At 70.8% G+C, this 13,727-nt stretch carries 15 protein-coding genes; 9 read left to right on the top strand and 6 right to left on the bottom strand.

Annotated features, from left to right (window positions below):
* Positions 1-69 precede the first annotated feature (69 nt).
* The 3 genes from ACE3Q8_RS03445 to ACE3Q8_RS03435 all read left to right on the top strand — a co-directional run bounded on the left by ACE3Q8_RS03445 (position 70) and on the right by ACE3Q8_RS03435 (position 2,496).
* On the top strand, positions 70-636 hold the full coding sequence (locus ACE3Q8_RS03445; RefSeq protein WP_374468842.1) for a hemerythrin domain-containing protein: 567 nt from the start codon (positions 70-72) through the stop codon (positions 634-636).
* Positions 637-643: 7 nt separating this feature from the next.
* Entirely contained in the window at positions 644-1,171 is a 528-nt protein-coding gene (locus ACE3Q8_RS03440; protein WP_374468841.1) for a CinA family protein, read from the top strand.
* Between the two features lie 68 nt (positions 1,172-1,239).
* Positions 1,240-2,496, top strand: a complete 1,257-nt coding sequence (locus ACE3Q8_RS03435; protein ID WP_374468840.1) for a serine hydrolase domain-containing protein — start codon at positions 1,240-1,242, stop codon at positions 2,494-2,496.
* Here ACE3Q8_RS03435 and ACE3Q8_RS03430 read toward each other — a convergent pair.
* Complete coding sequence (locus ACE3Q8_RS03430; RefSeq protein WP_374468839.1) at positions 2,493-3,440, bottom strand: LysR substrate-binding domain-containing protein; 948 nt, start codon at positions 3,438-3,440, stop codon at positions 2,493-2,495. The two genes, ACE3Q8_RS03435 and ACE3Q8_RS03430, sit on opposite strands and share 4 nt — an antisense overlap.
* 108 nt (positions 3,441-3,548) lie before the next feature.
* Here ACE3Q8_RS03430 and ACE3Q8_RS03425 point away from each other — a divergent pair, with 108 nt between their 5' ends.
* A complete protein-coding gene (locus tag ACE3Q8_RS03425) occupies positions 3,549-4,130 on the top strand; it encodes an NADPH-dependent FMN reductase (protein ID WP_374468838.1) in 582 nt (193 codons plus the stop codon).
* A gap of 25 nt (positions 4,131-4,155) precedes the next feature.
* Positions 4,156-4,947 (top strand): class III extradiol ring-cleavage dioxygenase, encoded by a 792-nt coding sequence (locus ACE3Q8_RS03420; protein WP_374468837.1) that lies wholly within the window; start codon positions 4,156-4,158, stop codon positions 4,945-4,947.
* A 2-nt stretch (positions 4,948-4,949) separates the two neighbouring features.
* Here ACE3Q8_RS03420 and ACE3Q8_RS03415 read toward each other — a convergent pair whose 3' ends face one another.
* From ACE3Q8_RS03415 to ACE3Q8_RS03400, 4 genes are all read right to left on the bottom strand, one after another.
* Complete coding sequence (locus tag ACE3Q8_RS03415; protein WP_374468836.1) at positions 4,950-5,693, bottom strand: TrmH family RNA methyltransferase; 744 nt, start codon at positions 5,691-5,693, stop codon at positions 4,950-4,952.
* 53 nt (positions 5,694-5,746) lie between these two features.
* Positions 5,747-7,855 (bottom strand): M13 family metallopeptidase, encoded by a 2,109-nt coding sequence (locus tag ACE3Q8_RS03410; protein WP_374468835.1) that lies wholly within the window; start codon positions 7,853-7,855, stop codon positions 5,747-5,749.
* An 89-nt stretch (positions 7,856-7,944) separates the two neighbouring features.
* A complete protein-coding gene (locus ACE3Q8_RS03405) occupies positions 7,945-8,832 on the bottom strand; it encodes an NAD(P)H-hydrate dehydratase (RefSeq protein ID WP_374468834.1) in 888 nt (295 codons plus the stop codon).
* A complete protein-coding gene (locus tag ACE3Q8_RS03400) occupies positions 8,829-9,593 on the bottom strand; it encodes a histidine phosphatase family protein (RefSeq protein ID WP_374468833.1) in 765 nt (254 codons plus the stop codon). Before ACE3Q8_RS03400 ends, ACE3Q8_RS03405 begins: the two co-directional genes overlap by 4 nt.
* Before the next feature lie 98 nt (positions 9,594-9,691).
* Here ACE3Q8_RS03400 and ACE3Q8_RS03395 point away from each other — a divergent pair, with 98 nt between their 5' ends.
* The 3 genes from ACE3Q8_RS03395 to ACE3Q8_RS03385 all read left to right on the top strand — a co-directional run bounded on the left by ACE3Q8_RS03395 (position 9,692) and on the right by ACE3Q8_RS03385 (position 12,439).
* A complete protein-coding gene (locus ACE3Q8_RS03395) occupies positions 9,692-10,642 on the top strand; it encodes a methyltransferase (protein ID WP_374468832.1) in 951 nt (316 codons plus the stop codon).
* Positions 10,643-10,710: 68 nt separating this feature from the next.
* Positions 10,711-11,970 (top strand): cytochrome P450, encoded by a 1,260-nt coding sequence (locus ACE3Q8_RS03390; RefSeq protein WP_374468831.1) that lies wholly within the window; start codon positions 10,711-10,713, stop codon positions 11,968-11,970.
* 34 nt (positions 11,971-12,004) lie between these two features.
* Positions 12,005-12,439 carry a hypothetical protein gene (locus ACE3Q8_RS03385; protein WP_374468830.1) on the top strand — a complete coding sequence of 145 codons (435 nt, stop codon included), beginning with the start codon at positions 12,005-12,007 and terminating at the stop codon, positions 12,437-12,439.
* A 9-nt stretch (positions 12,440-12,448) separates the two neighbouring features.
* On the opposite strand, the gene ACE3Q8_RS03380 is transcribed toward ACE3Q8_RS03385, so the two are convergent.
* Positions 12,449-13,267 (bottom strand): acyl-CoA thioesterase, encoded by an 819-nt coding sequence (locus tag ACE3Q8_RS03380; RefSeq protein WP_374468829.1) that lies wholly within the window; start codon positions 13,265-13,267, stop codon positions 12,449-12,451.
* 84 nt (positions 13,268-13,351) lie between these two features.
* Between ACE3Q8_RS03380 and ACE3Q8_RS03375 the strand changes: the two genes are divergently transcribed.
* A partial coding sequence (locus ACE3Q8_RS03375) for a pirin family protein (RefSeq protein WP_374468828.1) occupies positions 13,352-13,727 on the top strand: 376 nt, incomplete at its 3' end.

The raw sequence follows: 13,727 nt of genomic DNA, 5'->3' as shown, positions 1-13,727 counted from the left end.
GAACCGGCGCCCGGTCTCGGGGTTCAGGCAAGTCGAAGGCTCCCGGAGGAGCCTCGTTTGGAGGGATCCATGGCCACCACCGGCACGTCCAGCAGCGGCAAGTCCGCCAAGTCCTCGGCCAGCAAGAGCAAGTCCACCGCGAAGAAGAGCACGACGCCCGTCGCGCGCGGGAACGACGCCGTGGCCGTCCTGAAGCGCGACCACCGCGAAGTCGAGCGCCTCTTCAAGCAGTACGAACAGGCCAAGGAGGACGACGCCCGTAAGCAGGAGATCTTCCAGCAGATCGCGCTGGAGCTGAAGGTCCACACCCAGGTCGAGGAAGAGATCTTCTACCCGGAATCCCGCGAGTACGTGAAGGACCAGGACACGGTGAACGAGGCCGAGGTCGAGCACGCCTCAGCCAAGGACCTGATCGCTCAGCTCGAGCAGATGGAGCCTTCCGACGAGTACTACGACGCCAAGGTCACGGTCCTCAAGGAGATGGTCGAGCACCACGTCGAGGAGGAGGAGAAGGAGTACTTCCCCGAGTGCCTGAAGTCCGAGATGGACACGAAGGCGGTCGGCGAACGCATCCTCGCGCGGAAGGAAGAGCTGATGGGCGAGATGGCCGGCCCGGGCAGCCGCGCCACCCACTAGGGATCGCATGGCCGAAGCCCTCGACCCCGCCCTGCCGACCCAGGTGGACGAGCTCGCGAAGCTGGTCCTCGCCCGGGCCTGCGACGGCGACCTGAAGCTGGCGGCCGCCGAGTCCTGCACCGGCGGCCTGCTGGCCTCCCTGCTCACCGACATCCCCGGCCAGTCCCACGCCTTCGAGCGCGGCTTCGTAACCTACACCAACGAGGCCAAGCACGAGATGCTCGGCGTTTCGATGGAGATCCTCGACAACGACGGTGCGGTCTCCGAGCGGGCCGCACGCGCCATGGCCGAGGGCGCCCTCGCCCACAGCCGGGCGGACGTGGCGGTCTCGATCACCGGCTTCGCCGAAGGCGGGCCAGGCCAGCCCGCCGGCCTCGTCCACTTCGCCTGCGCCCGGCAGGGCGGCGCGACCGTGCACCAGGAGCTGCGGTATGGCGACGTCGGCCGCGCCGAGGTGCGCATCCGGGCGCTCGAGACGGCGCTCGGCATGATGCGCGACCAGCTTGCTGCTGCTCTCGACGCCGACGCCGCCTGAGCCGTCTGGCCAAACCCGTCTGCGCAGCCGAAAGTAACCGCAGAATGTGAGCGGTAACGGGGGGAGACATGTGGCGAGTGGTGTCGGCGCTGGCCGCGGCGCTGTGGCTGGCTGCGGGCGGCGCAGCACAGGCGCAGCCGGTTAGGATCGACAAGGGTCGGCTCGACGCGGCGCTCGGCCAGATGGTGGCGAGCGGCCGGGCCGCCGGTGTCTCGGCGCTGATCTGGCAGGATGGCCGGGAGCGGTATTTCGGCGCGGTGGGCGCCGCCGACCGCGAGGCGCAGCGACCGATGCGCCGCGACACCCTCGTGCAGATCTGGTCCATGACCAAGCCCGTCACCGGCGTGGCGCTGATGCAGCTCTGGGAGCAGGGCCGCTTCCGTCTCGACGACCCGGTGTCCGCCTACCTGCCGGAGTTCGGCCAGGTGCGGGTGGACGCAGGGCTCGATTCCTCGGGCCGTCCTTTGCTGAAGGCCCCCGCGCGCCCGATCACCATCCGTGACCTGCTGCGCCACACCGCCGGCCTCTCCTACGGCATGCGCGGCGAACAGCCGGACGCCGAGTACCGCCGCCTCGACCCCCTGGCGCTGAGCAACGACCTGCCGGAGATGGGCCGCAGGCTCGCGGAGGTCCCGCTGCACTTCGACCCCGGCCAGGAGTGGAGCTACAGCGCCTCCGTGGACGTGCAGGCCCTGCTCGTGGAGAAGCTGGCCGGAGTCCCGTTCGAAACCTATGTGCGGACGCAGATCCTGGAGCCGCTGCGGATGCGCGACACCGCCTGGACCCAGCCGCAGGCGGCTCTGCCCCGGCTCGCCGCCACCTACCTGGTCGGTCCCGACGGCGCGCTGACGCGCCAACCTGAGGCGGAGATGCTGGCGCGGAACTTCGCGCCGCACCGGCTGACCATGGGCGGGGCGGGCCTCGTCTCCTCGCTCGACGACTACATGCGCTTCGCCCGCATGCTGCTCAACGGCGGGGAGCTGGACGGCGCGCGGGTGCTGAAGGCCTCGACGATCCGGCTGGTGGCCTCGGACCAGCTCGACCCGGCGGTCACCAAGCGCCACTTCCTGCCCAGCAAGGGCAACGTCGGCTTCGGCTTCGACTTCGCCGTGCGGGTGGGCCCGCCGCTCAGCGCGACCGAGAACAGGGGCGCGGCCGGCGAATTCTTCTGGGACGGCGCGGCCTCGACCCTCTTCTGGGTGGATCCCGCCAATCGACTGACGGCGGTCTTCTTCGTCCAGAAGATGCCGTTCGACGGGACGCTCCACCGCGACTTCCGTGAGGCGGTGTACGGCGCGGGGTATCTCGGCCCGCCCGGAGATTAGACGGCGGCGAGCTCAGCCGGCACGGGATGCGCCGAGCCCCAGCCCTTGTGCCACTCGGGCTCGCCGGCGTAGCGCTTGGCCAGGAAATCCACGAAGAAGCGGACCTTGGGCGCCAGATGCCGGGCGTGCGGATAGACCGCGTGCACGTGGATCAACTCGGGCTCGAAGGCGCACAGCACCGGCTGCAGGCGACCCGCCCGCAGGTCCTCGGCGGCCGCGAAGGCCGGCGTGCGGGTGATACCGAAGCCCTGCCGGGCGGCGGCGACGCAGGGCTCGGCGCCGGAGAAGCTCAGCCGACCGCGGACGCGCACGTCGTGCCGCTCCCCCTGGCCGCCGAAGCGCCAGACGGTGGGATCCTTGGCGTTGGTGTCGATGATCGCCTCGTGCGCCGCCAGCTCCTCGAGGCTCTTCGGCGTGCCGGACCGGGCCAGGTACTCGGGCGAGGCGCAGGTCACCATCCGCACCGCCGCCAGCTTGCGCGCCACCAGCGAGGAATCGCTCAGTGAGCCGATCCGAACGGCCACGTCGAACCCCTCCTCCACGAGGTTGACCATCCGGTCGGTGGACGAGACGTCGAGCGACACGTCCGGATGGGCCCGGGCGAAGTCGAGCAGCGCCGGGATGAGCTGGCTTGCGCCGAACGACACGGGCGCCGAGATCTTCAGCGTCCCACGCGGACACCCGTCCTGATCGCGGACCGAGCCCTCCAGGGCCTCGAAGTCCTCGATGAGCTGGCGCGCCCGTTCCAGATAGGCCCGACCGGTGTCGGTGAGAGAGACGTCGCGCGTGGTGCGATTGAGCAGCCGCGCGCCCAGTCGGTTCTCCAGACGCGCCACCAGCTTGGACGCCTGGGCGCTGGAAACGCCGAGCCGGCGTGCGCCGTGGGTGAAGCTGCGGGCGTCCGCCACGGCGGCGAAGGCGGCGATCTCGTCGAAGCGGTCCATGCGATTGTTTCCCTTCCAGCAGGAAACTTATGCCTCGCCGCTCGATTATCAACAGCCACGCATACATCCATCTAGGGCGGGCACACCCGAGAACGGGAGAAGGATCTCATGTCGCACACCCGCACCGTCGCCGTCCTGGTCGGCTCGCTCCGCCAAGATTCCGCCAGCCGCAAGATCGCCAAGGCGTTCGCCGACCAGGCGCCGGACTCCCTTGAGTTCCGCTTCGTCGAAATCGGCGACCTGCCGCACTACGACCCGGACCTGGAGACCGACACCCCGCCGGAGAGCTGGACGCGCTTCCGTCAGGAGGTGGCTTCCGCCGACGCGGTGCTGTTCGTCACGCCCGAGTACAACCGCTCGGTCCCTGGCTTCCTGAAGAACGCCATCGACGTGGGCTCGCGCCCCTGGGGCAAGGCCGTCTGGACGGACAAGCCGACGCTGATCGTGTCCACCTCGGCGGGCGCGCTGGGCGGCTTCGGCGCGAACCACCAGCTCCGCCAGATGGTGAGCTTCTTCAACATGCCGATCCTCGGCCAACCCGAGGTCTACATCGGCAACTCCCTGTCGCTGTTCGACGAGGCGGGCACGCTGGTGAGCGAGACCACCGCCGAGTTCCTGCGCACCGTCTCCGAGGCCTTCGCCGGCTTCGTGGAGCGCAACGCTCCGGCCGTCCGCCGCGAGGCGGCCTAACGCTGGGCGCCGCGGAGACCTGCCCATGACGCTCCCGACCTTCTTCATCCCCCACGGGGCGGGCCCCTGCTTCTTCATGGAATGGACCCGCGGCCCCGCCGACACCTGGGACCGGACGGCCGCCTGGCTGTCCGGCCTCGTGGCCGACCTCCCCGAGCGGCCAAAGGCCATCCTGGTGGTCTCCGGCCACTGGGAGGCCGAGGCCTTCACCGTGCAGACGGCGGAGCGGCCGCCGATGCTGTTCGACTACTACGGCTTCCCGGAACACACCTACCGGCTGACCTTCGACGCGCCCGGCGCGCCGGCGCTCGCGCGGCGGGTGCGCGACCTGCTGGGCTGCGCGGGCTTCCCCACCGCCGAGGACCCGGCGCGGGGCTACGACCACGGCGTCTTCGTGCCGCTGAAGCTGGTGACGCCGGAGGCCGACATCCCCGTCGTGCAGCTCTCGCTCCGCCGCGACCTCGACCCCGAGGCGCACCTGGCCGCCGGCCGGGCGCTCGCCCCGTTGCGCGACGAGGGCGTGCTGATCGTCGGCTCCGGGATGAGCTGGCACAACATGCGCGGCTTCAGCCCGGCGTTCACCGCCCGCTCGGCCGCCTTCGACGCCTGGCTCGAACAGGCGATCGCCGAGCCGGCGGCGCGCAACGCCGCCATCGCCCGCTGGGAGGAGGCCCCGCACGCCCGCGAAGCCCACCCGCGGGAGGAGCATCTCGCGCCCCTCTTCGTGGCCGCAGGCGCGGCCTCCGGGGAGCCCGGCAAGGTCGCCTTCCGCGACCAGGTGATGGACGTGGTGGTCTCCGCCTTCCGCTTCGGCTGAGGTCAGCGGCGCGCCGCCGCCAGGCGGTGCAGGACGATCCCGCTGGTCGTGGCCACGTTCAGGCTATCGAAATCGCCGGCCATAGCGATCCGCACCGTGCGCGTCCGCGCCAGCACCTCGGGCGAGAGCCCCGGCCCCTCCGCGCCGAACAGGGCCGCCGTGCGGGCGCCTGGCTCGATCTCGTCGATCTCGACCTCGCCGCGCGGCGACAGCGCCACAACCTCGAACCCCGCCGCCGCCAGCGTGTCGGCTAGGTCCTCGCCCGCGGCCAACCGCGCGAACCGGACCGTGAGCGCCGCGCCCACCGAGACCCGGATGGCCTTGCGGTAGAGCGGATCACAGCACGCGGCGTCCAGCAGCACCGCGTCGGCGCCGAAGGCTGCGGCGTTGCGAAACAGGCCGCCCATGTTGTCGTGGTTGGCGATGCCTGAAAGGGCCACCAGCAGCGCCTCCGCGGGCAGCCCCGCGAGCAGGTCCGTGGCCAGGGGCTCCGCCCGCCGGCCGAGCGCAAGCAGGCCGCGATGGATGGGGAAGCCCACGACGGCGTCCATCACCGCCTGGCCGGCCGCGTACACCGGGGTCTCCGCCGGCAGGGTGTCCAGCACCTCGCCGAGGGACGACAACCGGTGCTCGGCCACCAGCACCGAGGCGAGCGGGTGGCGGCCGGCGGCGACCGCCTTCTCGATCACCACGCGCCCCTCTGCGATGAACAGCCCCTCGCGGCCAACCAGGTCCCGTTCGCGCACCGAGCGGTAGGGCTCGATGCGCGGATCGTCGGGAGCCTCGATGCGGACGACGGCTACCAGATGCGCACCCGGTCCGCCGGCGCGAGGTAGAGCCCCTGCCCCGGCTGCACGTCGAACGCTCCGTACCAGGGGTCCTGGTTGCGCACCGTGTAGGCCCGCCACTGGCCCGGCGAGTGGACGCCGGTCACCACTGCGCGACGCAGCGACGCCTCGCGGAACTTGGAGCGGTAGTTCTGCGCCCAGCCCAGGAAGAAGCGCTGATCGCCTGTGAAGCCGTCGAGCACCGGGGCTTCCTGGCCGCCCAGCGAGAGCTTCCAGGCGTCGTAGGCGGCGGCGAGGCCGGCCACGTCGGCGATGTTCTCGCCCAGCACCTGCTCGCCGTTCAGCTTGAGGTCCGGGAACACCTGGTAGGCGCTGTACTGCTCGGCGAGCTTCTTCGTGCGCGCCTTGAACTGGGCGAGATCCTGCGGGGTCCACCAGTTCTTGAGGTTGCCCTGCTCGTCGAACTGGGCGCCCAGGTCGTCGAAGCCGTGGCTGACCTCGTGGCCGATCACCCCGCCGATGGCGCCGTAGTTCACCGCCGGGTCGGCGGCCGGGTCGAAGAAGGTCGGCTCGAGGATCGCCGCCGGAAAGATGATCGAGTTCTGCGACGGCGCGAACAGGGCGTTCACCGTCTGTGGCGTCATGAACCACTCCTCGCGATCCACCGGCCCGCCGAGCTTGGCGAGGTTCCGGCGGTACTCGAAGAGATCGGCCCGGACATGGTTGCCGTAGGCGTCGCCGCGCACGACCTCCAGGCCCGAGTAGTCGCGCCACCGGTTCGGATAGCCCACGTAGACGCGGAAGTTGGCGAGCTTCGCCTTGGCCCGCGCCTTTGTCTCCGGGGTCATCCAATCGATGCGGTCGATCCGCTGGCCGAAGGCGGTCAGCACGTTCTTCGCCATCGCCTCCACCTGCGCCTTGCGCTCGGCGGGGAAGTGCCGCTCGACGTAGATCCGGCCCACGGCCTCGCCGAGGGCGACCGAGGTGACGTCCACGCCCCGCTTCCACCGTTCACGCTGCTGGGGCGTGCCGGAGAGCGCCGTGCCGTTGAAGGCGAAGTGCTCGTCGTCGAACGCCTTGGACAGGAAGGGCGCGGCGTCCTCGACCGTGCGGAAGGCCAGGTAGTCCCGCCAAGCCTGCACCGGCTGGCTGCCCACCAGCCGGGCGGCGCCGGCGATGGCGGAGTCCTGCCAGGCGCCGAAGCGCGGCTGATCGGCGAGGCCGGCGGCCTGCAGGAAGGCGTCCCAGTCGATCCCGGGCGCCTTGCGGGCCAGTTCGGCCCGCGTCCACACGTTGTTGGCCTTGGTGATGTCGGCCGTCTGGTCGACGGTCCAGTGGGTCCGCGCGATCGCGGTCTCGAGCGCCAGCACGCGGGCGGCCGCCGCCTCCGGATTCGGATAGCCGGCCAGCGTCAGCATCCGGGCCACATGGGTCTGGTAGGCCTTGCGCAGCTCGGCGTAGCGCGCGCCGGAGCCCAGGTAGTACTCGCGGTCCGGCATGCCGAGGCCGCCCTGCATCAGGTAGGGCCGGTACTTGCTGGTGTCGTCCAGGTCCTCGGCCACCCACAGGCCGAACAGGTTGGGCGTGTAGAAGTCGGTGGCGTTCAGCGCGTCGACGTCGGCGCGGATCGACCCGCCAAGCGCGCGCGACAGGTCGGTGCGGGTGCGGATGGCGGCGATCCGGTCCAGCGCCGGCTTCAGCGGGGCGGCGCCCAGTTGCTCGATGCGAGCCTCGTCCATGAAGCTCGCATAGAAGTCGCCGATCTTGCGGGCCTCGCCGCCCTGGTTCGACTGCGCCGACTGCTCGATGATCTCGCGGGTACGCTGGGCGGCGGTCTCGGCGATCGCGGTGAAGCTGTTGAAGCTCGACCGGTCGGCCGGGATCTCGGTCGTGCGGACCCAGGTCCCGTTGGCGTACTCGAAGAAGTCCTCGCCCGGGGCCACCGACCGGTCCATGCCGGCGGTGTCGAACCCGAAGGTTCCGAACGTCGGCTTCGGCCGCACCGGCGCCGGCTGGGCGGGTCCCTGGGCGACGGGCGCGGGCGGCTCGACGGGCGTGGCGCAGGCGCTCAGGAGGGCGGCGGCGGAGGCCGCGGCGAGCCAGGACTTGCGAAGGGTCATGCGGATGGAAACTCCCTGGGCGCGGGTCTTGGCCCGCGCGCTTTGGGGCTTCCTACACCGGATTTCGGCCGCCGCGCCTTACGGCTTTGTCATGCGCCGCCGAGGCCAGCGATCACCGGGGCCACCTCGTCCAGCAGCTCCCGGGCGAGGAAGCCGACCCGGCCGATCCGCTCGCTGAGCCGCCCGCCGGCCCGCGCATGGGCGGCCACGCCCCACACCGCCGCCTGGGCCGGCGGCGCGCCGCGGGCGATCAGGCCGGCTATGATCCCAGCCAGCACGTCGCCGGAGCCGGAGGTGGCGAGACCCACGTGGCCACCCTCATTGCGCCAGGCCTTGCCGTCCGGGCTGACGATCAGGGAATGAGCGCCCTTCAAAACCACCACCGCCTTCCAGCGGGCCGCCGCCTGCCGGGCGAGGCTGAGCGGGTCGCGGATCACATCGTCCTTGGAGCAGCCCATCAGGCCCGCCATCTCGCCGGCATGGGGCGTGAGGACCAGTTCGCCTCGGCGCGCGGCGGCGCGCTCCGGCGACTCGGTCAGGCCGCGCATGGCGGCGGCGTCGACGACCATCGGCGGGCCGCCAGCCTCCACCAGACGCAGGGCGAGTTCGCCGGCGGGCTCGTCCTCGATCATGCCGGGACCGATCACCGCCGCCTGGCAGCGGCCGAGCGCCGACTGGAGCACCGCCACCGCGTCAGGCGAGAGCTCGCCGCCAGGCGTTTCGGGCGCGGCGATCACCCGGGCCTCGGGCATGGCCAGCGCAAGGCCCTGCGCCAGGCTGCGCGGCGCGGCGATCTGCAACTTGCCGGCCCCACCCCGCATGGCGGCCACGGCCGTGAGCAGGGTCGCTCCCGCCACCTGCGCGCCGCCGGCCAGCACCAGCACCCGCCCGCGGCTCTCCTTGTCGCTGTCGTCGCTGATCTGGGGCGGCGGCCAAGACCTCAGCAGCTCGTCGGTGACCGCTTCCACACCGCTCATCGGGCCGCCACCGCCGCGTCCGGCTCGCGGGTGACCGGCGCGCCCTCCCGCTCCAGCGGCGCGGTGAAGTTGTAGCGCGCGAGCTTCAGCTCCCCGTTCGGACCGCAGGTGCGGTCGAGGCGGTACTCGGTCACTGAGCAGTTGGCCACGTCCTGCTCGCGGTCGATGGCCAGGATCTCCGCCTCCGTCAGGTTCTCCAGCAGATAGCGCAGGCAAAGCACCACCACCTGGTGGGTGACGATCAGGACGCGACGGTCCGCGTGGTGCAGCGACAGGGTGTCGAGCGCGCTGCGAAGCCGCAGGATCACGTCGCACCAGCTCTCGCCGCCCGGCGGACGGTGGTAGAACTTCCCGAGCAGTCGCCGGAACTCGGACTGCTCGGGATGCAGCTCCTTGATGCCGTGGCGGGTCAGCCGGTCGAGGATGCCGAACTCCTTCTCCCGCAGCCGCTCGTCCGGCGTCGGCCGGTGGGCCTCCGGCGAGAATCCGCCGCAGTCGCGGACAATGTCGGCGGTGCGCAGGGCCCGTACATAGGGCGAGCTCAGCACCACCTCTGGCCGCTCGCTCTCCGGCATGTCGCCGAACCAGCGGCCGAGCGCGCAGGCCTGGGCCTCGCCCAGCGGCGAGAGCGGCACGTCCACGTCGCGGTCGGCGATGTCGATACGGCCCTGCCCGCCGGCTTCCGCCAGGTTGCGGGCGACATTGCCGGCGCTTTCGCCATGCCGGACGATCCACAGCCGCTCGGGCCAACGTGACGCCACGCGCGCTCCTTCCTTCAAGAGGACACCGGGGACAGGAACGCCAGCCTCGCCGATCGGATGCGGTGAACCCGCAGGCATGGTCGCGCTTTTCACTGGCGATGCCCGACACCGCCGCCCTCACCTCCACCGACGACGCCCTCCACGCCCTGCTGCGGCGCCTGGACGAGCTCGGCTACGACTTCGTCACCCCGACGCCGCTGACCCATCAGCGGGTGGTCCGGCGACCCGGGATGCGCCTGGCGCGAAGCGTGCGCGACGTGCTGGGCTGGAGCCTGCCGTTCGAGCCCTCCGCGCTGCCGCGGGATCTGTTCGAGGCGCTGCAGGCCGGCGGCGTGCTCGAGCCGGCTGGCGACCTGTGGAAGAGCACCGTGCGGGTCTCCCGGGTGCACGGCCTTCTGTTCCTGCATTCGGCCTTCCCGACCGAGGACGAGAATTCGGTCTTCCTCGGGCCCGACAGCTACCGGTTCGCCGACTTCGTCGCCGCCGAGATGGGCCACGACTGCCGGCTGCAGCGGGTCGTGGACGTGGGTGGCGGCGCGGGCGCGGGCGCGCTCACCGTGGCGGCCCGGTGCTGGGTGCGCGAGGTGCTGCTGACCGACGTGAACCCGCAGGCCCTGCGGTTCGCCCGCATCAACGCCCGTCAGGCCGGCCTGCCGCTCGCCACCCGCCTTACCTCGGGGCTGGAGGACGCGCCCGCAGACTGCGACCTGGTCCTCGCCAACCCGCCCTACATCGTCGATCCGGCCGGCCGGGCCTACCGGGACGGCGGCGACCTGCAGGGCGGCCAGATCTCGCTGGACTGGGCGCGCCAGGCGATCGACAAGCTCGCCGGCGGCGGCCGGTTCCTGCTCTACACCGGCTCGGCCATCGTCCGCGGCGGCCGCGACCGCCTGAAGGGCGAACTCTACGCCATGGCCGAGGCGGCGGGCTGCGCCCTCGCCTACCGCGAGCTCGATCCCGATGTGTTCGGCGAGGAGCTCGACACGCCGGCTTACGCCGACGTGGAGCGGATCGCGGTCGTGGGCTGCACGATCACGAAACCGCGTTAGCCCCGCCACAAAGTTGACGCCAGCGTCACCTTCCCTGTACCCATTGCGGAACAGGCGGAGGAAATAGAATGGCCGACGGCAATCTGCTGACCCTCAACAAGGCGCGGGACGAGGTTTATTCGACCCCGCTCGATCAGCTCGATCCGGCCCAGCCGGCGCTGTTCGCGGCCGACGCCCACTGGCCGATGTTCGAACGCCTGCGGAAGGAAGACCCGGTCCACTACACCGCCGAGAGCGAGCACGGACCGTACTGGTCGATCACCAAGTACAACGACATCATGGCGGTGGACACGAACCATCAGGTGTTCTCGTCCGAGGGCGGCATCACCATCGCCGAGCAGACACAGGGCGACGGCCCGCTGCCGATGTTCATCGCCATGGACCCGCCCAAGCACGACGTGCAGCGCAAGACGGTGTCGCCCGCCGTGTCGCCGATGAACCTGCAGCGTCTCGAGCCGCTGATCCGCGAGCGCGCCGCCAAGATCCTGGACGAGCTGCCGATCGGCGAGGAGTTCGACTGGGTCGACAACGTGTCGAAGGAGCTGACCGGCATGACGCTGGCGACGCTCTTCGGCATGCCCCAGGAGGACCGCCGCCAGCTCATCTACTGGTCGGACGTGGTCACCGCGATCCCGATGCCCGGCGGCCTCGTGGAGAGCGTCGAGCAGAAGATGCAGATCTTCGTGGAGTACCACGCCTACTTCACCAAGCTCTGGAACGAGCGGGTGAACGCCGAGCCGACCGGGGATCTCGTCTCCATGCTGGCGCACGGCGAGGCCACCCGGAACATGGAGCCGCGCGAGTACTTCGGGAACATCGTGCTGCTGACCGTTGGCGGCAACGACACCACCCGCAACACCATCTCGGGCTCGATCCTGGCGCTGAACCAGAACCCGGATCAGTACGACAAGCTGCGGGCCAACCCGGACCTGATTCCGTCAATGGTCTCCGAGACCATCCGCTGGCAGACCCCGCTCGCCCACATGCGCCGCCGCGCGCTGGCCGACATCGAGTTCGGCGGCAAGCAGATCCGCAAGGGCGACAAGGTCGTCATGTGGTACGTCTCGGGCAATCGCGACGACGAGGTGATCGAGCGCCCGAACGACTACATCATCGACCGCGAGCGGCCGCGGAACCACATCTCGTTCGGCTTCGGAATCCACCGCTGCGTGGGCAACCGCCTGGCCGAGCTGCAACTCAAGATCATCTGGGAAGAGATCATGAAGCGCTTCCCCGAGATCGTCGTGGTCGGCGAGCCGAAGCGGGTCTACTCGACCTTCGTCAAGGGCTACGAACACCTTCCGGTGGTCATCCCCCGCCGCCTCTAGACCTGGCGCGTCGTTTGCGGCGACAAAGGCCGCCATGGACGACAGGACCGCGATCGAAGCCGTCATCGACGGCATGTACGCCATGATCTCGGGGCCCGCCGGGCCCCGCGACTGGGCCAGGCAAGCCGACCTCTTCCACCCGGACTCGCGCCAGATGCGCACCGGCGTGGACGAGGCCGGCCGCTCGACGATCACCATCATGGGCCCGGCGGACTACCGGGCGAACGTGCAGCCGTTCTTCGACACAACGGGCTTCTTCGAGGTGGAGATTGCCCGGCGGATCGACGTGATGGGCGCCATGGCCCACGTCTGGAGCCTCTACGAGGCCCGGAACGACCCAGCCGACCCAGAGCCTGAGCGTCGGGGGATCAACTCCATCCAGCTCTACAAGGGCCCGGACGGCGCCTGGAAGATCATCTCGATGATCTGGGACAACGAGCGCTCGGGCGTCGTGGCGACGCCGTTCTAGCGCCCTCGCCTAGCGGTCCTTCGCCGTCTCGCGCACGCGCACGATCAGGCTCTGGCTGGCCGTGGCCATGAGCTCGCCGTCCTGCGCGAACAGGTACATGGCGCCGTGGCCGAAGCCGCCGTGGACCCCGTGGATGCGGATGTCGCAGAGCACCCACTCGGTGGGTACGATCCGGCGGACCCGAAGCGTGTTGTCGAGGCTGTTGCCGCCGGCGTTCTGGCCCAGCGCATTGCCGATGCCCGAGGGCACGAAGTCGGCCATGATCGCCAGCATCGGCGCGTCGATGGCAAAGCGCTCCCGCGGCCGGACCCACAGCAGCGAGCGCCCGTCCCTCTCGGGGTTGCCCACGCGGTCGGCGCCGTAGCGCCCCTTCGCCACCCGCACCTCGATCCGGCTGTGCAGGCCATGTCCGCCGCCGCGCCAGTGGTCTGCCGGCTCGCAGTCCTCCGGGCGCGGCGCCTCGGGCATCTGCAGCCACTGCTCGGACAGCTCGCTCGGCCGGCTGCCGAGCGCCGCGTTGACCGTGAAGATCTCCCGGTCGTCCACATGTCCGGTGACGCGCGCCTGGCTGTTGTACTTGCCCGCCGCCGGCACCCAGACGTCCAGGTCCACCACGCTCGGCGGCCGGGCGTAGGAGAGGTACTGCGCCGTCGCCCAGATCACCGGCCGCCCGGTGGTGCGCTCCATGGCGCTCACCGCCGAGGCCAGCCCCACGCCGCCGAACATGAAGAGGTTGTCCGGCGGGCCTACGCAGACGGCGGGGCTGAGCGGCATGTACCAGCGATGCGGGTTATGGGTGGCCCGCAGGTCGAAGAAGGAAGCGTCCATCGCCGCCGTTCTTCGGGCCAAGGCGACAGCTTCGCAAGAGGCCGAACGCCTCTATATGCGTTACGCCCCCGAAGAGGAGCCGTCATGCCCGCCAAGACCGTCATCGCCCAGCACGCCGCCGCCCGCGACGACATCGGCGACCTCGTGACGCGCCGTCCGGTGCCGGGCGCACGGGTGGCGCAGGTGGACCCGTTCCTGTTTCTCAACCACCACGGCCCACAGGTCTATCCGCCGAACAACCGCGGCCTGCCGTTCGGACCGCATCCGCACCGCGGGTTCGAGACGGTCACCTTCATCCTCGAGGGCGAGTTGGCGCACCGGGACTCGGCCGGGCACGAAAGCGTCATCAAAGCCGGAGGCGTGCAGTGGATGACGGCCGGCTCCGGCCTGGTCCACGCCGAGGTCTCGCCCGAGGGGTTCCTGCGCCAGGGCGGATCGCTGGAGATCCTGCAGCTCTGGG

Source organism: Phenylobacterium sp. (assembly GCF_041913825.1).
GTDB lineage: Bacteria > Pseudomonadota > Alphaproteobacteria > Caulobacterales > Caulobacteraceae > Phenylobacterium.
The sequence above is the reverse complement of the archived record's forward strand: the minus strand, read 5'-3'. Positions and strand labels throughout refer to the sequence as shown.

Bases quoted from the DNA above. Each gene is read 5' to 3' on its own strand.
- ACE3Q8_RS03440 (WP_374468841.1), top strand. From the start codon at position 644: ATGGCCGAAGCCCTCGACCCCGCCCTGCCGACCCAGGTGGACGAGCTC.
- ACE3Q8_RS03425 (WP_374468838.1), top strand. From the start codon at position 3,549: ATGTCGCACACCCGCACCGTCGCCGTCCTGGTCGGCTCGCTCCGCCAA.
- ACE3Q8_RS03445 (WP_374468842.1), top strand. From the start codon at position 70: ATGGCCACCACCGGCACGTCCAGCAGCGGCAAGTCCGCCAAGTCCTCG.
- ACE3Q8_RS03395 (WP_374468832.1), top strand. From the start codon at position 9,692: ATGCCCGACACCGCCGCCCTCACCTCCACCGACGACGCCCTCCACGCC.
- ACE3Q8_RS03420 (WP_374468837.1), top strand. From the start codon at position 4,156: ATGACGCTCCCGACCTTCTTCATCCCCCACGGGGCGGGCCCCTGCTTC.
- ACE3Q8_RS03410 (WP_374468835.1), bottom strand. From the start codon at position 7,855: ATGACCCTTCGCAAGTCCTGGCTCGCCGCGGCCTCCGCCGCCGCCCTC.
- ACE3Q8_RS03430 (WP_374468839.1), bottom strand. From the start codon at position 3,440: ATGGACCGCTTCGACGAGATCGCCGCCTTCGCCGCCGTGGCGGACGCC.
- ACE3Q8_RS03385 (WP_374468830.1), top strand. From the start codon at position 12,005: ATGGACGACAGGACCGCGATCGAAGCCGTCATCGACGGCATGTACGCC.
- ACE3Q8_RS03405 (WP_374468834.1), bottom strand. From the start codon at position 8,832: ATGAGCGGTGTGGAAGCGGTCACCGACGAGCTGCTGAGGTCTTGGCCG.
- ACE3Q8_RS03390 (WP_374468831.1), top strand. From the start codon at position 10,711: ATGGCCGACGGCAATCTGCTGACCCTCAACAAGGCGCGGGACGAGGTT.
- ACE3Q8_RS03435 (WP_374468840.1), top strand. From the start codon at position 1,240: ATGTGGCGAGTGGTGTCGGCGCTGGCCGCGGCGCTGTGGCTGGCTGCG.
- ACE3Q8_RS03380 (WP_374468829.1), bottom strand. From the start codon at position 13,267: ATGGACGCTTCCTTCTTCGACCTGCGGGCCACCCATAACCCGCATCGC.